This window comes from Dyadobacter sp., assembly GCF_017744695.1.
Lineage (GTDB): Bacteria > Bacteroidota > Bacteroidia > Cytophagales > Spirosomataceae > Dyadobacter.
Window position 1 is genome coordinate 1,095,571 of record NZ_JAGIAS010000001.1, and the last position, 21,033, is coordinate 1,116,603.

General features: G+C 50.8%; 17 protein-coding genes. 13 read left to right on the forward strand and 4 right to left on the reverse strand.

The window, feature by feature from the left end; translation table 11 throughout:
* Window positions 1-4 precede the first annotated feature (4 nt).
* The 6 genes from J7619_RS04160 to J7619_RS04185 all read left to right on the forward strand — a co-directional run bounded on the left by J7619_RS04160 (window position 5) and on the right by J7619_RS04185 (window position 5,228).
* On the forward strand, window positions 5-697 hold the full coding sequence (locus J7619_RS04160; protein ID WP_291194465.1) for a hypothetical protein: 693 nt from the start codon (window positions 5-7) through the stop codon (window positions 695-697).
* Window positions 698-735: 38 nt separating this feature from the next.
* A complete protein-coding gene (locus J7619_RS04165) occupies window positions 736-2,868 on the forward strand; it encodes a 7TM diverse intracellular signaling domain-containing protein (protein WP_291194468.1) in 2,133 nt (710 codons plus the stop codon).
* Window positions 2,865-3,956: a hybrid sensor histidine kinase/response regulator gene (locus tag J7619_RS04170; RefSeq protein WP_291194471.1), complete on the forward strand. Its 1,092-nt coding sequence runs from the start codon at window positions 2,865-2,867 to the stop codon at window positions 3,954-3,956. Before J7619_RS04165 ends, J7619_RS04170 begins: the two co-directional genes overlap by 4 nt.
* Before the next feature lie 6 nt (window positions 3,957-3,962).
* Complete coding sequence (locus tag J7619_RS04175; RefSeq protein WP_291194475.1) at window positions 3,963-4,352, forward strand: response regulator; 390 nt, start codon at window positions 3,963-3,965, stop codon at window positions 4,350-4,352.
* A gap of 393 nt (window positions 4,353-4,745) precedes the next feature.
* Window positions 4,746-4,934 carry a hypothetical protein gene (locus J7619_RS04180; RefSeq protein WP_019940877.1) on the forward strand — a complete coding sequence of 63 codons (189 nt, stop codon included), beginning with the start codon at window positions 4,746-4,748 and terminating at the stop codon, window positions 4,932-4,934.
* 144 nt (window positions 4,935-5,078) lie between these two features.
* Window positions 5,079-5,228, forward strand: a complete 150-nt coding sequence (locus tag J7619_RS04185; protein WP_291194480.1) for a hypothetical protein — start codon at window positions 5,079-5,081, stop codon at window positions 5,226-5,228.
* Window positions 5,229-5,240: 12 nt separating this feature from the next.
* On the opposite strand, the gene J7619_RS04190 is transcribed toward J7619_RS04185, so the two are convergent.
* From J7619_RS04190 to J7619_RS04205, 4 genes are all read right to left on the reverse strand, one after another.
* On the reverse strand, window positions 5,241-5,945 hold the full coding sequence (locus J7619_RS04190) for an L-ribulose-5-phosphate 4-epimerase (protein ID WP_291194483.1): 705 nt from the start codon (window positions 5,943-5,945) through the stop codon (window positions 5,241-5,243).
* 6 nt (window positions 5,946-5,951) lie between these two features.
* On the reverse strand, window positions 5,952-7,442 hold the full coding sequence (gene araA, locus J7619_RS04195) for an L-arabinose isomerase (RefSeq protein WP_291194486.1): 1,491 nt from the start codon (window positions 7,440-7,442) through the stop codon (window positions 5,952-5,954).
* The gene (locus J7619_RS04200; RefSeq protein WP_291194489.1) at window positions 7,442-9,106 is read right to left on the reverse strand and encodes a ribulokinase; all 1,665 of its coding nucleotides are present in this window, start codon (window positions 9,104-9,106) and stop codon (window positions 7,442-7,444) included. The genes araA and J7619_RS04200 overlap by 1 nt, the downstream gene beginning before the upstream one ends.
* A 529-nt stretch (window positions 9,107-9,635) precedes the next feature.
* Window positions 9,636-10,340, reverse strand: a complete 705-nt coding sequence (locus J7619_RS04205; protein ID WP_291194492.1) for an NrtR DNA-binding winged helix domain-containing protein — start codon at window positions 10,338-10,340, stop codon at window positions 9,636-9,638.
* A gap of 221 nt (window positions 10,341-10,561) precedes the next feature.
* Between J7619_RS04205 and J7619_RS04210 the strand changes: the two genes are divergently transcribed.
* From J7619_RS04210 to J7619_RS04240, 7 genes are all read left to right on the forward strand, one after another.
* Window positions 10,562-11,149 (forward strand): RNA polymerase sigma factor, encoded by a 588-nt coding sequence (locus J7619_RS04210; protein ID WP_291194494.1) that lies wholly within the window; start codon window positions 10,562-10,564, stop codon window positions 11,147-11,149.
* Window positions 11,150-11,220: 71 nt separating this feature from the next.
* Entirely contained in the window at window positions 11,221-12,255 is a 1,035-nt protein-coding gene (locus J7619_RS04215; protein WP_291194496.1) for a FecR family protein, read from the forward strand.
* A 163-nt stretch (window positions 12,256-12,418) separates the two neighbouring features.
* Window positions 12,419-16,030, forward strand: coding sequence for a TonB-dependent receptor (locus J7619_RS04220; protein ID WP_291194499.1), 3,612 nt, complete (start codon window positions 12,419-12,421; stop codon window positions 16,028-16,030).
* A gap of 15 nt (window positions 16,031-16,045) precedes the next feature.
* A complete protein-coding gene (locus tag J7619_RS04225) occupies window positions 16,046-17,776 on the forward strand; it encodes a RagB/SusD family nutrient uptake outer membrane protein (RefSeq protein WP_291194502.1) in 1,731 nt (576 codons plus the stop codon).
* Between the two features lie 32 nt (window positions 17,777-17,808).
* The gene (locus J7619_RS04230; protein WP_291194505.1) at window positions 17,809-19,053 is read left to right on the forward strand and encodes a metallophosphoesterase family protein; all 1,245 of its coding nucleotides are present in this window, start codon (window positions 17,809-17,811) and stop codon (window positions 19,051-19,053) included.
* A gap of 161 nt (window positions 19,054-19,214) precedes the next feature.
* Entirely contained in the window at window positions 19,215-19,808 is a 594-nt protein-coding gene (locus J7619_RS04235) for an RNA polymerase sigma factor (protein WP_291194508.1), read from the forward strand.
* 89 nt (window positions 19,809-19,897) lie between these two features.
* Window positions 19,898-20,980 carry a FecR family protein gene (locus J7619_RS04240; protein WP_291194511.1) on the forward strand — a complete coding sequence of 361 codons (1,083 nt, stop codon included), beginning with the start codon at window positions 19,898-19,900 and terminating at the stop codon, window positions 20,978-20,980.
* Window positions 20,981-21,033 lie beyond the last annotated feature (53 nt).

The window sequence follows — 21,033 nt, forward strand, 5'->3', positions numbered from 1 at the left end:
GTACATGGTAGCACATATAAAAGCATACCGTGCACCGGATGATGTGGAAACGAGCCTGAGATATGTCGAAGGGCACCGCAGGGTACTCGAAGCTTACGGCGTGAAGCAGGTGACATCGGCCAGCCATACCTGGTTGGAGGACCCGAATACTTATGTGATCATCGTGCAATCGGAAGATGGCAAGGACATTTATGGAGGCACCCGGGTACAAGTTCGCTCGGAAAACCTCAAAATGCCGATGGAAGACGCGATCGCAAAGATCGACAAAAGCATTTACGGTTATGTCGACAAGATCGGCGACTATAACGTGGCGGAATTTTGCGGGCTTTTCAACTCCAAGGAGGTAGCCGGTTATGGCATCGGCAGCGTATACCTGGGAAGAACGGCCATGGCGATCGCATCGAAGGTCGGAATTAAGTACCTGATGGGCCTATGCTCGCCCATCACCCTGGTTATCAGCCAGCGGATCGGGTTCGAGGTATTGACGGACCTGGGCAACAACGGGACATTTTACTATCCCAAAGAAGGATTGATCGCGACGTCGCTGATCGCCAGGGACCTCATCAACCTGCCCTTTGCGACCGACGAGGAACGTGAAAAAATATTCAGTCTGAGAGCAAACCCTACGCAAACCGTCGTTGAAACCGGTCGTCGCGGGGACCTAACCATAGTTTACGATATCAATAAATGGATGTAAAGTTCTACCGCAGGATTATTGGAACCCTTCTGTTGTTCATGAGCTTGCTTGCACACGCTCATGCGGGGGAAGTCGTGTTCAAGGGGAGCGATGTGACGATCGGGAGGCAGGTGGAAATACTGGAAGACACTTCCGCGACATGGACGATCGACGACGTAAAAGCCCACGGAAAATTTACGCCCAGCTTCGAGGACACGCCCAATTTTGGCGTCAGCGCCTCCAATTTCTGGGTGCGCCTCCATATCAAAAACAACAGTGCCGAGGATAACCTGTTTCTGGAACTGGCCTACCCTCGCATTGAATCGGTAACATTGTATTCCACCGAACGCGGCAAAGCCAAGGAGGAAACCATTTCCTGGAACGACGCCTTTGACAAGCGGCATGTCAAACACCAGAATATCGTATTCAAACTCGATATTCCACGACAAACGGCCCAAACCTATTACCTGCGGATCCATGGCAGCGAGCAGATTGTGGTCCCGCTCATCGTCCGTAGCGAGATGGGCTTTTTCCAATTTGCACTGACCAACGAAATCATATCCGGTATTCACATCGGCGTGCTTTTCGTGATGATGCTCTACAACTTCTTCGTGTATTTCTCAATCCGCGAAAAGAGCTATTTGTATTACGTGCTGTATATCCTTTTCATCGGACTTACGCAAACGACCATCACGGGTTACACATTCAAATTCCTCTGGCCCGAAACTCCGGCCTTCAACGAATATTCGATCATCCTGTTCCCCGCGCTGGCCGGAAGCTTTGCATTGATGTTCTTCCAGAACTTCCTGCATATCCGCGAGCGGTCAGCTACCAATTACCGGATCATCATCGCGATCATCGTCACCTACGGGGTAGCGGTGTTATTCAACCTGCTGGGGCTGAATATGGTCAGCTACCGCATTATCGATCTGCTCGCGCCTTCGGCTGCACTTTTCGCGCTGGTGGTAGCGCTGATGCTATCCCTGGAAGGCTACCGCCCGGCGAAGTTCTTCCTGGTTGCCTGGTCGATATTTCTGATCGGGATTGTACTTTATTCGCTGCGAAACCTTAACATCCTGCCTTACAACAGCTTCACAAACTACACGATGCAGGCCGGCACGGCTATCGAGGTGATATTGCTGTCGTTCGCACTGGCGGATAAGATCAACATTTTCAAAAAAGAGAAGGAAATATCCCAGGCACAGGCGCTGCGGATTTCGATGGAAAATGAGAAAATCATCCTCGAACAGAATGCCTTCCTCGAAAAGAGCGTCAACGAACGTACCGCCGAGTTGCAATTCGCCAATACCGAGCTCAACCTGACGCTTACCAAGCTGAAAGACGCCCAGACACAGCTGATCGACTCGGAAAAAATGGCATCGCTCGGTCAGCTCACCGCGGGCATCGCACACGAGATCAATAACCCCATCAACTTCGTCAGCTCCAATATCCGTCCGCTGCGAAGAGACATCGACGATGTACTGGAAATCCTCGACTCTTATGACGGCATACGGGAGATCGATTCCATAGAAGGACTTCAGGGGAAAGTGAAGGAGATCGAACGCCTCAAAGAGGACCTCGACCTGGACTACCTCAAAACCGAGCTCGGCACGTTGCTGAAAGGCATGGAGGACGGCGCCCACCGGACCGTCGAGATCGTAAAAGGTTTGAAAATATTCTCGCGTGTGGATGAAACCGATCTGAACCTGGTAAATATCAATGAGGGAATCGAGTCCACACTCATTATTCTCAACTACCAGATGGGTAATTCCATCACGCTGGTAAAGGAACTGGGCAATATCCCGAGCATCGAGTGTTACGCGGGCAAGCTCAATCAGGTATTTATGAATATCCTGACCAACTCCATCTACGCATTGCAAAAGGAAAAGCAGGAAGGAAAAACGCCGACCATCTGGGTAAAATCATGGCTGAAAGACCCTGAGACGGTGGCGATCTCGATGCGCGACAACGGTCCGGGTATGACGCCGGAGGTCCGTGCCAAGATTTTTGAACCGTTCTTCACCACCAAACAGGTGGGCGACGGGACCGGTTTGGGACTTTCAATTGTCTTTAAAATTATCGAAGTTCACAGCGGTAACATTCAAGTAAACACCGAGGTAGGAGAAGGAACAGAATTTTTGATCACACTGCCTGTTAAAAGAAAAGTACGCCCAATCCCTGATTTTCAATGAGCGAAAAAGCCATCACCATTCTGTACATTGACGACGAGGAGCACAACCTGCATTCGTTCAAGGCTTCGTTCCGCAAGCAGTACGATATCACGATTACCTCCTCGGTAGTGGAAGCAGAGCAAATGCTGGACGAAAAGGATTTCTGCATCATTCTGGCCGACCAGCGCATGCCGGGACTAACGGGTGTACAATTTTTTGAAAAGATCAGGACGAAGTTCCCTAAACCGATACGTATCCTCATCACCGGCCATACCGACATCGGTGCGGCCATCGACGCGATCAACAAAGGGGAAGTGTTCAGGTTTATCGACAAACCCTGGGATTACAAGTATGTCGAGAATGCGATTTCCAACGCATACGATATTTACAAAACCCGCGAGGACCTGAAACAGCGGAACATCGAATTGCAAAAGGCGAATGAGGAACTCGACAAGTTTGTGTACAGCGCCTCGCACGACCTGCGCGCACCACTGATGTCGGTACTCGGCATTGTGAACTTGGCATTGCTGGAAGAGGACGTCAAATCGCAGAATGAATACCTGGAACTGATCCGGCAGTCGGTAAAGAAACTGGATACATTCATTATCAACATTATCGATTACTACAAAAATGCACGCGGCGTACCCGTCGTGACCGACATCAGCTTCGAAGAGCTGGTTACCGAGGTGCAGGCCACTATTCAATATCTGCCGGAATACGGCAACCTTAAAATGACCACGGATATTCAGCAAGACGGCATATTCCATTCGGATGTGATGAAGCTGCGGATCATTTTCAATAATCTCATCAACAACGCAATCAAGTTCCAGGATAAGAACAAGCCTAATCCGTTTGTTCACCTTACTGTAAAATCCACCGATTCCGACGCGCAGATCATCGTGGAGGACAACGGGACCGGTATCAAGGAATCGGATCAGGATAAAATTTTCAAAATGTTCTATCGCGCAGGTGCGACCAACAGTGGCTCAGGGATAGGACTTTACATCGTACACGAGGCGATCGCGAAACTGGGAGGGGAAATCAGCGTAACTTCAAAAATCGGACAGGGTAGTATTTTTGAAATCAACATTCCTTCTATTAACAAATAACCCGACATGGAGCCACTGCTTAACTTCTTTTTGATAGATGACAGCGCATTCGACCTGTTCATCTACGAAAAGTTATTGATCAAAAGCGGGATTACAAATTCAGTCAAAACCTTCAATTCGGCGCGCGACGCTCTCAAACACCTCATTGGTCAGGCCGAAAGCCTGCCGGACACGATTATTCTGCTCGATCTCCAGATGCCTGATATGAACGGCTTCGAATTCATTGACGAATTCGATCAGCTGCCGGAAGCGCTTCGGCAGAAAGTCAGGATTTTCATGCTTTCGTCAACCATCGATACCCGGGACATCGAGAAAGCCAAAGCCAGCCAGCATATTATCGACCTGCTGCCGAAACCCCTGGAGATTCCTTTTCTTAAAAAAAAGCTGGCTATCTGAAATCTTTGTAGTATAATTTTTTTGGTACACTAAACTAAGTGGACACGATAACCAACATCTGCATCCACGGTTGCTGTCGCGTGTGACCTTAAATGGCCTTCTGTGCACATTCTGGAAGAACAAAACACCAAATCGCTACTCTACCTATTGATTGTCAGATCAATAGACTGACTACTAAAATCAAGCACACCTCCACAAATTGTCCTATAATGTAACAATCAGCACGACCATTGCTGGAAACAATGTGTCGGAGGAATGCTATTTCCTAAGCTACACTATAAGGTTTCGAATCAACAATATGATTTTTCAAATATTAAAAGATTTTACGAAGCCTTGGGTACGTTCTTATTGCATACTGTCCGACAACCAGTGTAAACTTTAACACAATGTTTAATGAAAACTGATAGCAAAACCCTGGCCGAGATTTTGAAATTGCACGCACAGTACGTTAAAGAGGTTGAGTTCAGTGGCATCAAGCCCTTATCCATGGAGATTTACAAAACTAACTCCCACAATTTTGTACGCTGGATCCAGGACGAATTTCATCCCGGAAAAAAATTACGCAAAGAGGCACTGTCCTAAATAGCAAACAAGCACTCATTATACTCAACGTTTTATGACTGAGGCTGCCGGTGAATGGGAACACCGGCAGCTCTTTTTTTATAGCGCGTTCTTTGTTAAGTTTGGGTAGATAATGGGTTACCTGCCCCTACCAGCTTATAGAATATGATTTTCACGATTTTCAAATTGCTGAAAGGCCGTTTTTCCAAAGACGCCATCGAAGAAGCCAAATCTAACGAAAAAGCGATGACCCGCCAGGAAGCATTGCAGCAAATGCGCAACATCGCCAGCCGCCGCCCGTCCAAGAAGAACTAGGCCGGGTCCTCGTTAGCACCCCTGTCCGTAATAGGCGTCCTTGCCATGTTTTCTGAAGTAGTGCTTGTCGCACAGGCTTTGTTTGATCGCCGCTGCCGACGGGTTGATCTGCAACGTGAGGTAAGCCATTTTCGCGATCTCTTCCAGCACAATTGAATTGTATATGGCCTTGGCCGGATCTTTTCCCCAGGTAAATGGGCCGTGGCAAGCGACCAGCACCATCTCCACTTCTTCATAACTTAGCTTTTCCTTGCCAAAAAGGTCGAGGATCTGGTTACCGGTTTCCAGCTCGTAGTCGCGCTGGATCATTTCATCGGACATGACTTCCGTCACCGGAATAGAACACGTTAAGTGGTCGGCGTGCGTGGTTCCGAGGTTCGGGATGGGTCGGATCGCCTGCGCCCACGCTACCGCATAGGTAGAATGAGTATGACACACTCCCCCGATCGACGGGAAGCTTTTATAAAGCAAAGTGTGCGTTTTAGTGTCTGATGACGGGCGCATATTCCCCTCCACCAGCACATTATCCAGGTCCACGATCACAATGTCTTCTACTTTCAAACGGTGGTATGGCACGCCGCTGGGCTTGATCGCCACCACTCCCGCAGCGCGGTCGATACCGCTGACATTACCAAAGGTCACAATCGCCAGTTCCTCCCGCGGGATTTCCATATTGGCCTCGTAAACCTGCTCTTTGAGATATTGATATTTCGACATTTCGGATTATCTGTAATAGGCTTCACTCCACCGCAACTCGTTTTTCAACTGCCGCAGCGTGGTATTTTTATCAATCACAACCAGCTCCACACCCACCATTTCGGCGAATGTTTCGATATGCTCGGTTGTAAGATTTTGACTGAAAGCGGTGTGATGCGCTCCACCGGCATAAATCCAGGCCGCACAACCCGTCTGCATATCCGGCTGCGGTTTCCAAAGCACGCGCGCGACCGGTAATTTCGGTAGTTGTTCCGTCGCTTCGACAGCCTCCACCTCGTTCACAAGCAGGCGGAAACGGTTACCCATATCGACGAGTGAGACATTCAAAGCAGGCCCCGCCGGCGCATTGAACACCAGCCGAACAGGATCCTCCTTGCCTCCTATTCCCAATGCATGCACTTCCACCGACGGCTTTCCTTGGGCAATGCTCGGGCAGATTTCCAGCATGTGTGAGCCGAGTACCAGGTTATTGGATGGATTAAAATGATAAGTATAATCCTCCATAAACGAGTTACCGCCCGGCAGGCCGCTGGCCATTACTTTCAATGCACGTACCATCGCGGACGTCTTCCAGTCGCCTTCACCCGCGTAACCGTAGCCTGCCGCCATCATACGCTGCGAGCCGATGCCCGGCAGCTGTTTCATGCCATGCAGGTCTTCGAAAGTATTGGTATAACCTTTGAAATTGCCGTCTCTGAGGAAGTATTTCAAACCCAGCTCAATCTTCGCAGCGTCTCGCAATGCCTGGTGGCGCTGCCCGCCATTTTCCAGGCCTGGTGCCAGTTGGTATACATCGGCATATTCGCCGGTCAATGCAGTAATTTCGGCATCCGACACCTGGTTGATCACCGCTACCAGGTCACCGACGGCATAGGTATTGACGGAAAACCCGAAAGTCATTTCCGCAGCCACTTTATCGCCATCCGTCACCGCCACTCCGCGCATATTATCCCCGAAACGAACGAATTTTGCCCCTTTCAGATCGTGTCGACCGGCCGCTACCCTCGCCCATTGTGCCAAACCTTCCACCACGTGCTCCTGCTGCCAATGCCCGACGATCACCTTGCGATTGAGCCGCATACGCGTCATCATAAACCCGAATTCCCGGTCGCCGTGGGCCGACTGGTTCAGGTTCATGAAATCCATATCAATCTCGGCCCAGGGGATATCCCGGTTATATTGGGTGTGCAAATGCAGTAATGGCTTTTGCAGGATCTGCAACCCGCGGATCCACATTTTGGCGGGAGAAAAAGTATGCATCCAGGCTACGATACCAATGCAATTCGCCGCGTTGTTGGCTTCCTGAATAATGTGGTAGATTTCTTCCGGCGATTTGACGACTGGCTTGAAAACCACCCGCACGGGTACTTGAGGGGCTTGGTCGAGGTAACGGGCAATGATCTGTGAATGCTCATCGACCTGGCGGAGTGTTTCCTCGCCGTACAAATGCTGACTTCCGGTGATAAACCAGATTTCAAACTGTTTTAAATCAAGCATCAGGTGAGTTGTAAATATCCTTTTTGTAAAAATTCATTTTCAATATAAGCTCCGGCTTGCAGGTACTTCTGATACAGCTGCTGATACACCGCCGACTGTGCCTCCCGCGGCTGGTAAACGGCATCGAAGCCCGAACTCATCGCCTCCTGCGCCTCCTGCAAATGGTCATGCACGCCGGCCGCCACCGACGCAAACATCGCCGCGCCCAATGCGCAGGCCTGTTCGGAAGTCGCTACTTTAATAGGCATATTGAGCACATCAGCCAGGGTTTGCATCACGAAGGCCGATTTTTTCGCCACTCCGCCAATCGCAATCACCTGATGAATAGGCACGCCTTCACTTCGGAAGCGTTCGACAATGGCTTTGGAGCCATATGCAGTAGCTTCCACAAGCGCTTTGAAAATACGTGCATTGTCGCTGGCCAGGTTCAGGCCCAACAGACCGCCTTTGAGCGTGTGTTTCGCATCGGGTGTGCGCCTACCGTTCAGCCAGTCGATGGCGATAATGTCCTTTTCCGTTACCGGAAGTTTGGCTGCTTGCTCTGCTAAATGCGGGATCAGTTTCTTCGAAAGCTGTGCAGCTTCTTCTTCACCCAGCAATGCCTTCACCGGCTCGGTGATCAGTTTGGAAAACCATGCATAAATATCCCCGAAAGCCGATTGCCCCGCCTCCATACCCAGCATGCCAGGCACAATGGAGCCATCCACCTGTCCGCAAATGCCTTTAATGAGCAAATGCCCCACCTCATCATTCGGGGCCACGAGCATATCGCAGGTGGAAGTACCGATTACCTTGCACAATGAATACGGCTCGATGAGCGCGCCTACCGCGCCCATATGCGCGTCGAATGCACCCACGCCTATAACCACATCCGCGGGAATGTCCAGTTTCGTGGCCCAAGCTTTTGAGATGGTACCCATAGGCTGGTCGGAAGTAGCGGTATCGGCGAAAAGCCGGTCGCGGAGGCCATCCAGCAACGGGTCGAGCTCACGGAAGAATGCATTGGAGGGAAGGCCGTCGAAATCCTGGTGCCAGAGTGCCTTGTGGCCGGCAGCGCAACGGGAGCGTTTCAAAAGGAGCGGGTCGGTAATGCCGGTCAGTTCGGCCGAAATCCAGTCGCAATGCTCCACCCACGAGAATGCGCTTTCGCGTACAGCCTCGTCTACGCGCAACGTGCGCAGGATTTTAGCCCAAAACCATTCGGAAGAATAAATCCCTCCTACATATTTGGTAAAATCAATATCATAACTATGCGCCAGCCGGTTGATCTCCTCGGCTTCCGCATTGGCTGTGTGATCTTTCCAGAGAATAAACATGCCATTGGGGTTCTCGGCAAACTCGGGTAGCAACGCCAATGGCGTGCCGGCCCTGTCTACCGCCACCGGTGTGGAGCCAGTCGTGTCCACTGAGATTCCCCGCACATTTTGCCTTACGGCAGCCGGAGCCTGGTCCAGCGCACTGCGAACAGCATTTTCCAGACTTTCGAGATAATCGAGCGGATGCTGCCGGAACTGCGAAACGCCCGCATCGCAATACTTGCCTTGCTTCCACCGGGGATACTCCTGCACGGCGGTTCCCACCTGCTCACCCGTGTCCGCATTCACCACCAATGCCCTCACAGAGTCGGTACCGAAATCGATACCAATGACGTAATTCTCTTTCATAAATGTCGGTTTAGGATGTTCTCAGACCAATTTGACGCATTTATTTTAACTTATCACCTAACAAATATAAATAAATTTGTTTTTAGTGTAATGTTGACACAATTTAAATTTTAGGCGAGCGAAGCGAGCTGGCGCGAAGGTCTGCCTTCGTGTCTACTATTCGCAGGCCTCGGGCCGGTCAATACCGCAAGAAAGAAGTTGCCGTACCAACCGGCCAGAGGCCTGCAAATGATGTGCATCAATCAAGAGATTTGCACCAGCGGATTCAGTATAAATGCCGCCAGGCATGTAATATTGGTAGCAACATATTGTCGCCACCTCGCCGTCAAATGCTTGCATCAACTTCCTACCAATATTACATCGCTACGCGATTTGAGAGGTCAGGCGCGAAGAACCACCTTCGTGCCTACCATTCGCAGGCCTCCGGCCGGTCAATACCGCAAGAAAGAAGTTGCCATACCGACCGGCCAGAGGCCTGCTAATATTATGTACAAATCAAGAGAATTTGCACCAGCGCGCAAGCGCGCGCTTAATTGCTCTTCATCGAATCCGGCATAAAATTCCAGAATGAGTGGAATTTCGTCTTGTACCGCTCGGCGTCCAGCTTGTAAAGGGTAGCTTTTTTCGTAGCACTATTATTGTTCTTCTGGCCGGTGTCGATAAGCAGGCCGGTAGAGAGCAGCTTGCGGCTGAAATTCCGGCGATCGATGGGAATATTATAGATGGCCTCGTAAAGCTTCTGCAATTGCGGGATCGTGAAACGCTCGGGCAACAGTTCAAAGCCGATCGGGTGCAGGGCCGCATTGTATTTAAGGTGCTCAATAGCCCTCGTTACCATTTTTTCGTGGTCGAATATCAGTTTCGGACGGGCATCCAGGGTGATCCAGGAGGCATTGTGGCTTTTTACCGCCTCCGAATCATGGTCGTCAATCTTGATCAAGGCAAAAAATACAACGGAAACCGTACGCTCACCCGGGTCGCGGTCGGCTTTCCCGAAAGTTTCAAGCTGCTCTACGTAAATGTTCTTGAGACCGGTAAGATTGTATAGAATGCGCACCGCCCCGTCGGCCAGGTCTTCGTCCGCATTCAAAAAACCACCCATCAGCGACCATTTGCCTTTTTCAGGCTCAAAGTTTCTTTTGATCAGGAGCAGCTTGATATCCTTTCCGTCAAATCCAAAAATAATACAGTCGATGGCCACAAGAATGCGGGAGGCCTGGGGATAGTTATTCATCTAATGCGGCGTCGTAGAAGTATTGTCATTCAAGGCACTAACTCAACTACTAGTTACAAAATAATTTCACGGGGCAACCCGGAAAATGTTAAGTTTATGTTAAGAAAGTAAAAAAAAGTACGAGAATACTTAATCTGTTTAAAGAGTTAAGTCACAAATTTAAGTACGAATTTTGTACCGCTTCTCAGCGAAAATAATCAGATTATTAAAAGGCTATCTTCATGATGAACAACTTTTACGCAACCTGTTCCGATGAAAATATCCTTGCGCTGATCAGTGAGCAGGACGATGAGCTGGCCTTCGCGGAATTGTACGACCGCTACTTCAAAACTTTGTTCAACTACGCTTACTCAAAGGTCAACGACCGGTTCACCGCGCAGGAAATCGTCCAGGAGCTTTTTGTGAGCTTATGGCAGCAACGCCGGCAAAACCAGGTGCAATGCGGCCGGTCATTCCTGTTTACCATTGCCAAACGCCTGATCATATCTTTTTACCGGAAGGAATATACCCGCCAGCACCATTACGGCCAATGGGAAATCCACCGAAGCGACGTATCCGAGTTCGCCGACCAGCCTACCCTTGCCTCCGACCTGCAAAACCGCTACGAGGAAGGCCTGCATTTACTTTCCCCCAAATGCCACGAAGTTTTCACGCTCAGCCGCCAGGGTTTTTCCAACAAGCAGATCGGCGAACAGCTTAACATTTCTGAAAAAACCGTTGAGCAGCACATTACCAAGGCATTGCGCATTCTGAAAGAACATTTGAAGGAGCATATGATCTGTGCGCTGATCCTTTTTTCTTCTTTTTAAAAAAATTTCCAAAACTACTAAGGGTTGCCCTTTTGGCGCGCGACTTCCGGGATGACAACATCCCTGATCTCATGAAGCCAAACGGTATTCCGCCCGCATTACTCGAAAAATACCTGTCCGGTGCGTGCTCCGATGCAGAAAAAGAAATCGTAGAAGCCTGGTATGCGTCGCTGCAAGGCGAGCCGCGCTATCTCGACCATTTGCCCGACGCGGAACAGGACGAAATACGGCACGAGACTTTCGGAAATATCCGGCGGGAACTGAATATCGGAGAAGACGAGCCTGCACAAACCTCTCTGTGGCGCGCGGTTCCATGGCGCCTCGTGACAGGCATCGCGGCCTCCATTGCGATTGTACTGGGTGTTTACCTGGCCGTCAACCTGCGCACCGTCCAGCTCCCCGAGGTTACGGTAAAAGGCGTAAGAGATACAACCGTGCTCCCCGTGACGACATTCGAGAATAAGGGTAACCAAATCGTCCGGCACGAACTCCCCGATGGCAGCGTCGTGACGATGCACCCCAAATCCGTCATCGAATACCGGACAGGATTTGCCAACGACAAACGCTTCGTCATATTCTCGGGAGAAGGCTTTTTTGACGTAAAAAAAGACAAAACCCACCCATTCAATATTAAAAGCGGCGATATGGTCATTCGCGTACTCGGAACGAGCTTCAACGTGAAGGCGGTCAAAAACCAGAAAAAATTCCAGGTGGATGTCGTGACGGGCAGTGTGCAGGTAACCGCGCAAGGCGAATCATTCGACAAGCAGGAAGTGATCCTCAAACCACAACAGCAGGCATTGTTCGAACTGGACTCCAAACGGCTTATTTCAAAAACCCTGCCCGTACAGGCGAAAAAGGAAATCTACGAGCCACTGACCATTGTATTCGAGGAAACCCCATTGAACAAGGTAATCGAACAGCTTGAAAAGCGCTTCAATGTATCGATCGCACTCGCGAACCCGGGACTGGCCCGGTGCGGCCTGACAGCCAATTTCGAGTCGCAGACTTTCTCCAACATTCTTGAAATCCTGTGCACTTCGCTCGAAGTAACGTACACCATTTCAGATAATAACATCACTATAAACGGCGAACCATGCGACTAATCCTTAATACCACCCATTTACCTATGAACCCATCCGTACCACCGTAAAAAGGGCCGGAAGTGTACCACCACTACCCGGCCCGAAATGCCATCCTTTTTCTTCGTACCACCGTTTCAAAAGGATGTTTTATCCAATAGTGCCTAACCATCAGACAATCAAAATTATGCAAAAAACAGTACGTAACAAGCCGGTAGACTGGCGAAAAATTATGCGCATTGGACTGCTTCAATGGATTCTTGCCGTCTCGCTCGCAGCCGGCAGCTATGCGAAGGAAACTGCGGCCCAGTCTGTGCTGAGCAAGGACATGACGCTCACACTCCGCAATGTTTCGCTAAAACAGGCCCTGAATGAGATCCAGGCCCGTGCCAACACCCGCTTTGTATACAGCAGCCGGGTTTCAGTGAAGGAAAACGTAACCATCGAGGTCAAAAACCAGAAGCTTTCCAGGATCCTGGACCAGTTGCTGGCACCTCGCGGGATCAATTACAAGGTGATCAACAACCAGATCGTGCTTGCGAAGACGCGCGTGAGCCGGGAGGAATCGGTGATCCCCGAATTGGAAGAAAAACTGCATCAATATGTACTGCCTACCGAAATCCAGGTGCGCGGGACGGTCAGCTCCTCCGACGGGCAGGGTACGCTACCGGGCGTAAGCATCGTTGTGAAGGGAACCTCACAAGGTACCACCACCGACGGAAATGGAAAGTTTGAAATCACCGTGCCGAATGTGGAATCAGCATTGGTTTTCAGCTTCGTGGGCTATGTTTCCCAGGAAATCGTGGTGGGTAACCGCACCGAAATCAACCTGACTTTACAGGCTGACAACAAGGCATTGTCGGAGCTTGTGGTGGTGGGTTACGGTACGCAGAAACGCGTAAACCTGACTGGCGCGGTGTCGCAGGTACAATCCAAAGACCTCGAAAACCGGCCTTTGAACAACATGTCGCAGATCCTGCAAGGGATGGTACCCAACCTGAACATCACTTTCAGCACGGGTCAGCCGGGTAAAGGCGGTTCGCTCAACGTCCGCGGGGAAACTTCCGTGAACGGCGGCTCCCCGCTTGTGCTTATCGACGGTATCCCGGGTGATATCAACCGCATTAACCCCGGCGACGTGGAGTCGGTATCCGTATTGAAAGACGCTGCGGCCTCGGCCATTTACGGCGCGCGCGGTGCTTTCGGGGTGATTTTGGTTACAACCAAAACTGCCAAAAACGGCAAGACCACCGTTTCATACAGCAACAACTTCGGCTGGTCGAAACCGACGATCAATACCGATTTCATGACCAACGGTTATGATTATGTAAAAATCAATGACGAAGCTTTCATTCGCGCAACCGGTAACAGCTATACCCGCTATTCGGAAGAAGATTATAAAGAAATCGAAGCCCGCCGTTACGACAAGACCGAAAATTCGGCACGTCCATGGGTAGTGGTGAAAAATGTAAACGGAAAGGACATTTATAATTACTATGGTAACTACGACTGGTGGAATACGATTTTCAACATGAGCCAGCCGTCGCGCCAGCATAACCTGAACCTCTCGGGCGGCACCGACAAAATCGACTACTTCCTGTCAGGCTCCGTATTTGAAAAGGACGGTATCATGCGCATCAACACGGATAAGTTTACCTCCTACACATTGCGCAGCAAAATCAACGCGCAGCTCACCCCCTGGCTGAAAGTGAGCAACAACACCCAGTATTTTGATTCCAAATACAAATACCCGGGTCTGGAAGGCGGTGCCAATGCCAACTTCGTGGCAATCACCGTGCACGCGTTGCCTATTTACGCCCCGCGTAACCCGGACGGCACGCCTACCTATAACACGTTGAAAAACAACTACTCCATTGGCGATGGTTTGTTTGCCAACCTTTTGAAAGGCGTAGCGGGTGGGGAGCAGAAAGTACACGAGCTGACGACTATCAACACAATTCAGATGGACCTGGCCAAAAACTGGAACGTCACTGCGAACCATTCCTACTCGTTCTACATCGCCGACGACTGGTACCGTTCGGCGGTAGCAACGTACTCGATCCAGCCGGGTATTCTGACAACGGTTCCGAACTACAATACCGACCAGTTCAAGAAAACCCTGTGGTTCGATCCGCAGAATGTGGTGAACGTATTCTCTTCCTACAACCACACTTTCGGCAAGCATTTTTTCAGTGCGACGGCAGGTATCAACTACGAATCGCGAAAACACCAGGTTTTGGCCGGCTCCCGGAAGAACCTGCTTTCGGAAAGCCTTAACGATCTGAATCTGGGAACGGGCGAGCAACTTTCGGGTGGCGGCGCTTACCAGTATGAATTGTTCGGCGCATTCTTCCGGGCAAACTACGACTACCAGGGCAAATATCTGCTTGAAGTGAATGGCCGCTATGATGGTACCTCGCGTTTCGGCGAAGGCAAGCGTTATGGTTTTTTCCCTTCGGTGTCGGCAGGCTGGCGTTTGAGTGAGGAGAACTTCTTTGAACCGGCACGGAATGTGGTGAACAACCTTAAAATCCGTGCTTCATATGGTACATTGGGTAACCAGCTGCCTCCGAACTTCAACAACAACCCGAGCTCGGCCAGCTTCTATCCTTACGTTCCGATGATGCCTACGGCGCAGTCGACCTGGATCACCAACGGCCAGAAGCTGCAATATGTGAGCAGCCCCTCGCCTATTTCGGCAGGGTTGACCTGGGAATCGGCCACGACTTCGAACATCGGTCTCGACGCTACATTGCTGAAAAACCGTCTGAATCTTTCATTCGACGGCTACATCCGTAAAACCACCGACATGCTGATTCCGGGGCAGGTCCTTCCCTCGGTATATGGGGCAACGGTCCCTACCCAGAATGCGGGAGACCTGCAAACCAAAGGTTTTGAACTTTCGATCGCCTGGACAGATATGTTTAAAGTGGCAGGTAAGCCGCTTAGTTACAACGTGTCCTTCATTGTTTCAGATTCCAAATCCAAAATCACCAAATACGACAACCCGAACAAAGTACTTTCGAGCCCGTACGTAGGCCAGACGATCGGCGAAATGTGGGGCTATTCGATCGACGGGATGTTTAAGAGCGATGAAGAAGCGCAGGCCTACAAAGTTGATCAGACCATCGTGAACAAGCAGCGCCTGAGCGCGCCGGGCGATTGGAGCAAGCTACGCGCGGGCGATTTGAAATTCGTCGACCTGAATGGCGACGGAAAAATCGACAACGGCGCGAATACATTGGCCGACCACGGCGATTTGAAGATCATCGGTAATAACCGCGTCCGCTTCCGATACGGTATCAACCTCGGCGCTTCCTGGAATGGCTTCGATATTTCGGCATTGGCGCAGGGCATTCTTCGCAGGAACTGGTATCCCGGTGCCAACGCGGATAAATTCTGGGGCCCGTATTCACGTCCTTATTATTCATTCATTCCGAAAGACTTTGGAAACGATATCTGGACGCCGGAAAATCCGAATGCCTATTTCCCGGTGCTGAGAGGCTACACCGCACTGAACGGCGGCGGCGACCTGAACTCTGCCAACGACCGCTACATCCAGAACGTAGGTTACCTGCGCCTGAAAAACGTGGTGATAGGCTACACGGTACCGGAACGCATCAGCAAACTGGTCCGCATTCCCAGGGCCCGGATTTACATCAGTGGCGAAAACCTGCTGACCTACACCCCGCTCCGCTCGAAATACATCGACCCCGAGCAGTTTGACGGCGACGGAACCAATGGACGTACCTACCCATTGTCGAAAACCATTTCAGCCGGTCTTAACCTCACATTCTAAAAGGCATCCATACCGATGAAAAAAATACTTAGCATTATCGCCATTTCACTTGGCCTGGTGGCTTGTGACCTGGATCAGCTCCCGCAGGACGCGATCTCGCCGGAGACTTTCTTCAATACCGAAAACGACCTTTTGCTTTACACCAACTCATTTTATAATGCATTACCAAGCGCGGAGGATGTGTACAATGAGGACGTAGACAACATCATCAAAACCAGCTTGCGCGACGAATTGCAGGGAACCCGCGTGGTACCTACCAGCGGCGGCGGATGGAGCTGGGGGAATTTGCGGAATATCAACTATTTTCTCGCAAATTCCGGCAAATGCCCCGACAAGAAAGCCGTCGCCAAATACAATGGTCTGGCCCGCTTCTTCCGTGCCTATTTCTATTTCGGGATGGTCAAACGTTTTGGTGACGTGCCCTGGTACTCGACGACCATTGAGCTCGAAGATCAGGAGTTGCTTACCAAAGCCCGCGATCCGCGCACGCTCGTGATGGATTCGGTCATGGCCGATATCGATTACGCCATCGCCAACCTCGACGCCAGCCGCCAGGTGACTACCATAACCAAATACACCGCGTTAGCATTGAAATCGCGCATCGGATTGTATGAGGGTACTTTCCGCAAATACCACCCGGAATTTAACCTGCCTAATGCCGACAAATTCCTCGACGCCTGTATTTCCGCTTCGGAAGACCTGATGAAAAACAGCGGTTATTCCATTTACAAAGCCACACCGGCTACTGCGTACATGAAGCTGTTCTCGTCCGACAATGCAATCCCCGACGAAGTGATCCTCGCCCGCGATTTCAGCGACGAGTTGCAGGTTTACCACAACTTGAACTACTACACGATGACCGCTTCATACGGTCGTCCGGGCCTGGAAAAGAAACTGGTCAATAGTTACCTCATGGCCGACGGCACGCGTTTCACCGATAAGAAGGGGTACGAAACCATGCAGTTTTATGATGAAGTTCAGAACCGCGACCCGCGCCTCGCACAGACGATCCGCACCCCAGGCTATACCCGCATCGGCGAAAATGCCCAGCTCGTGCCGGAATTCGGGGCTACTGTCACGGGTTACCAGCTGATCAAATTCGTGTCGGCACCGAAGTGGGATACCTTTTCGAAAGACATTACCGACATGCCGATCTTCCGTTATGCCGAGGTTTTGCTGAACTACGCAGAAGCGAAGGCCGAAAAAGGAACCTTGACCCAGGCCGACCTCGATATTTCGACCAAGCTCACCCGCGACCGTGTAGGCATGCCTAACATCAATCTGGAACAGGCCAATGCAAACCCTGACCCTTACCAAGCCGCCCAATACACGCAAATCACCGGTAAAAACCTGGGAGTGATCCTCGAAATCCGTCGCGAGCGCCGCGTCGAGCTGGTGATGGAGAATTTCTTCCGCTGGGACGACATTATCCGCTGGAAAGAAGGCCAGATTCTGACCAAACAATACAAAGGGATGTATTTCCCTGGCCCGGGCCAATATGACCTCGATAAAAACGGCAGTATCGATGTTGTGATCTATGAGGGTACTAAGCCAGACATCAAAGGTGCGCAGTTGCTGAAACTGGGCAGTGACGTGTCATTGGAAAACGGAGCCAAGGGCGGTAACATCGTGATCAACGGTCATATCACCAAGAAATTCATTGAAAACCGTGATTACCTTTACCCGATCCCCAAGCAGGAGCGCCTGTTGAACACCAACCTGACGCAAAACCCTAACTGGGAGTAAACCATTATCGACTGTTCCTAACCCTTAACTTTATGCTTTCAGACAGAAGGTCGTTTCTTGAAAAAATGTCTCACATCGGGGCGCTGAGCTTGTTGCCGATGGCCGCAGCGTCGGCTGCCGGTTCGCAAGCCGCAGCCGACGATTCCCCGACACCCTCGCTTGAAGAAAAGAACCATTTCGTGGCCGGTCCCTATTTACAGAATATGGGTACGAACGAGGTCACAATCATGTGGATCACCCATAAGAACTGTTTCAGTTGGGTCGAGTACGGCGCGGGTACTTACACCAGCAAGCGCGAATTCGGCTACAACAACGGGCTCATCGAGGCGAACAACCGCATTAATAAAATTACATTAACCAACCTCACGCCCGGAACCGAGCACAAGTACAAGATCGTGTCGACTGAAGTACTGGGCTACAAAGGTTCGAAGGTGGAATTTGGAGAAACGATCGCCAGCCCGCTGTACGGATTCAAAACCTGGGCGCAAAATGAGGACGAGTTCAAAATGGTGGTATTCAACGACATCCACGACCGCCCGCAGATCATCCCGCAACTGCTGTACCGCCATGGTTACACCGGCAATACCAAAGACTACGATTTCGTGGTTTTCAACGGCGATTGCTTCGACTGGGTTACCGAGGAGCAACAAATGGTCGATCACCTGATCAAACCGTCGGTCGATATTTTTGCGACCGAGTTTCCGTTCCTGCTCACCCAGGGCAACCACGAATGCCGGGGCAGCTTCTCACGGCACATTCCCGAGTACTATGCCTATCCCGACAACAAGTACTATTTCTCGTTCACCCGAGGCCCGGTACATTTCATCGTACTGGATTCAGGCGAGGACAAAACCGACGACAGCGTCGAGTACGGGGGTTTGTCGGCATTTGACCGCTACCGGGAGGTGCAAAAGAAATGGCTGGAAAAGGAAATCGAATCGCCGGAATTCAAAAAGGCGGATTTCCGCGTGCTATTGATCCACATTTCGCCTTACCACTCGGGCGACTGGCATGGTACCATGCATTGCCGTGCGCTGTTCGGACCGGTTTTGAACAAGGCCAAAATCGACCTGCAAATCTCCGGGCACACGCACAGGTACATGACGCACGAGCCCGACGCCGACCATAACTGGCCGATCGTGATCGGTGGCGGACCGCTTGAAGGCAAACGGACGCTCATCAAACTCCACGCAACGCGTAAGCAACTGGACCTGAAAATGATCCGCGATGACGGCGAACTCGTGGGTAAGTTTCTGGTCCCGAAGAAAAACAAGTAATGCATCCCAGGGCAGCAGATCGACCGGTTTGCTGCCCTGATTTTTTTAGTCGATCGGTTACTTAAAATATTACCCCAACATTAAATAATCGCCGCCGCGCGCACCGGATTTTTGCCAACAAAGAAAAATGGTACATTTGCTCTTAACGTAACCCATTTTTCGTGGAACAGGATTCGGTACTTTGGCAGAAGTTCAGGGAAGGCGACCCGCTTGCCTTTGAACAACTCCTGCGCAATTACTACCGGCCGTTGTTCGATTACGGAAGGCGTTTCGTAAGCGACCGCGATGTGCTGAAAGACCTCGTCCACGATCTTTTCCTCTACTTATGGGAACGCAGGGAATCTCTCGGCAAGACCGACCAGATCAAGCCCTACCTGCTTACCAGCCTCCGCAACCGCATTTTCAGGAACAGTAACCGGCTCGAAGCCCGTCCGGAAATTTTCATGGCGTTGGAACACACCCCGGAAGATTTTCACGAAACCGCCAACTCCATCGAGAGCGAGCTTATCCTGACCGAGTTCGCAGCGGAGAAGCATTCACGCATCCAGCACATTATCCAGTCGCTCACACCCCGGCAGCAGGAAATCATCCATTTGAAGTTCTACCAGGATCTTTCCAACGAGCGCATTGCCGAAATCTTGAATATATCACGTCCGGCTACGGCTAACCTCCTGTACGAGAGCCTGAAAATGTTCCGTGAAAAATGGCTTTTGCTCGCCGGCCTCCTCCTGCTTTTCCTCGTCCGGGGGTATTGATCTAAAAATTTTTAAAATTTTTCATGATTCTTCCATGATCCTGACGGTCGTGGCGGATTATACTTTTAGAACACATTCCCAATAAGCCGATGCATCCATTTTACCACTACAACCTGGAAGACTTTCTGACTGACGACGATTTCAGGGGGTGGGTAAAAAACGGCCAGCCGCGCAACGATTTTTTCTGGGCCAAGCTCCGCTCGGAATATCCTGAAAAAGCGCCGCTGATGGACCAGGCTGCCGAGTTGATCCTTACCTGGGAAAAACAACCGAGCGACCTTACGCATGAGGAGCTGGATCATGAAGTGAACCGGATCCTGAACGACTCGATCGTACAGACGATGGCTTCCCGGAAAACCAATGTCGTCCGGCTACGCTGGTGGTATGCCGCCGCCGCGGTGCTCGTTCTCGTGGGATTGGGTTGGCTGGTTTCCGGTGACAAGATATTCCCGAAGAGCCATTATACGTATAAACGTTACGTTTCGGCCTCCCCTGTTCCGCTGAAAGAAATTACCAACAAAGGCAAAGCACCGATGAAGGTAAGCTTGCCGGATGGTAGTGAAATACGGCTCATGCCCAATGCGGCCGTCAGTTACGCACCTGTTTTTGTCCAGAACCATAAAAGAGAGGTGTTTCTCTCGGGAGAAGCCTTTTTCGAAGTCAAAAAAGACAAGGCTAACCCGTTTTTTGTGTATGCCAATGACCTCGTCACGCGGGTAGTAGGAACGAGCTTCACCATCAAATCTTCTTCGGAACGTGTGGAGGTAATTGTTCGTACGGGAAAAGTGGCGGTGATGCACGCGAAAGACCTGAACGGGGATAAGCCGGGTATGGAAATGTTCCTCACGCCCAATCAGCAGGTGGTATTTACGCCCGAACAACCGCTCCTCGCACGCAGCATTACCGAAAACCCGGTGGCCATCGCGCGCCCGGTCGTAAAACCGGATTTTACATTTGATAATCAACCGGTTGGGGAGGCATTCAAATTATTGCAGGAAACATACGGGATACCGATTTTATACGACTCCACAAGGCTCGAAAACTGCTACCTGCGCGTGGCGCTGCGCGACGAGCCATTCTTTGACAAGTTAGGAATAATCTGCTCTACGATCGAAGCGAGCTACCAGGTAACCGACGGACAGGTCGTTATCACGGGGCAGGGCTGCGAATAACCAATTTCCTTTCAACCAAAACAACCCTTCTACCTTATGGCAAAACTTTGACC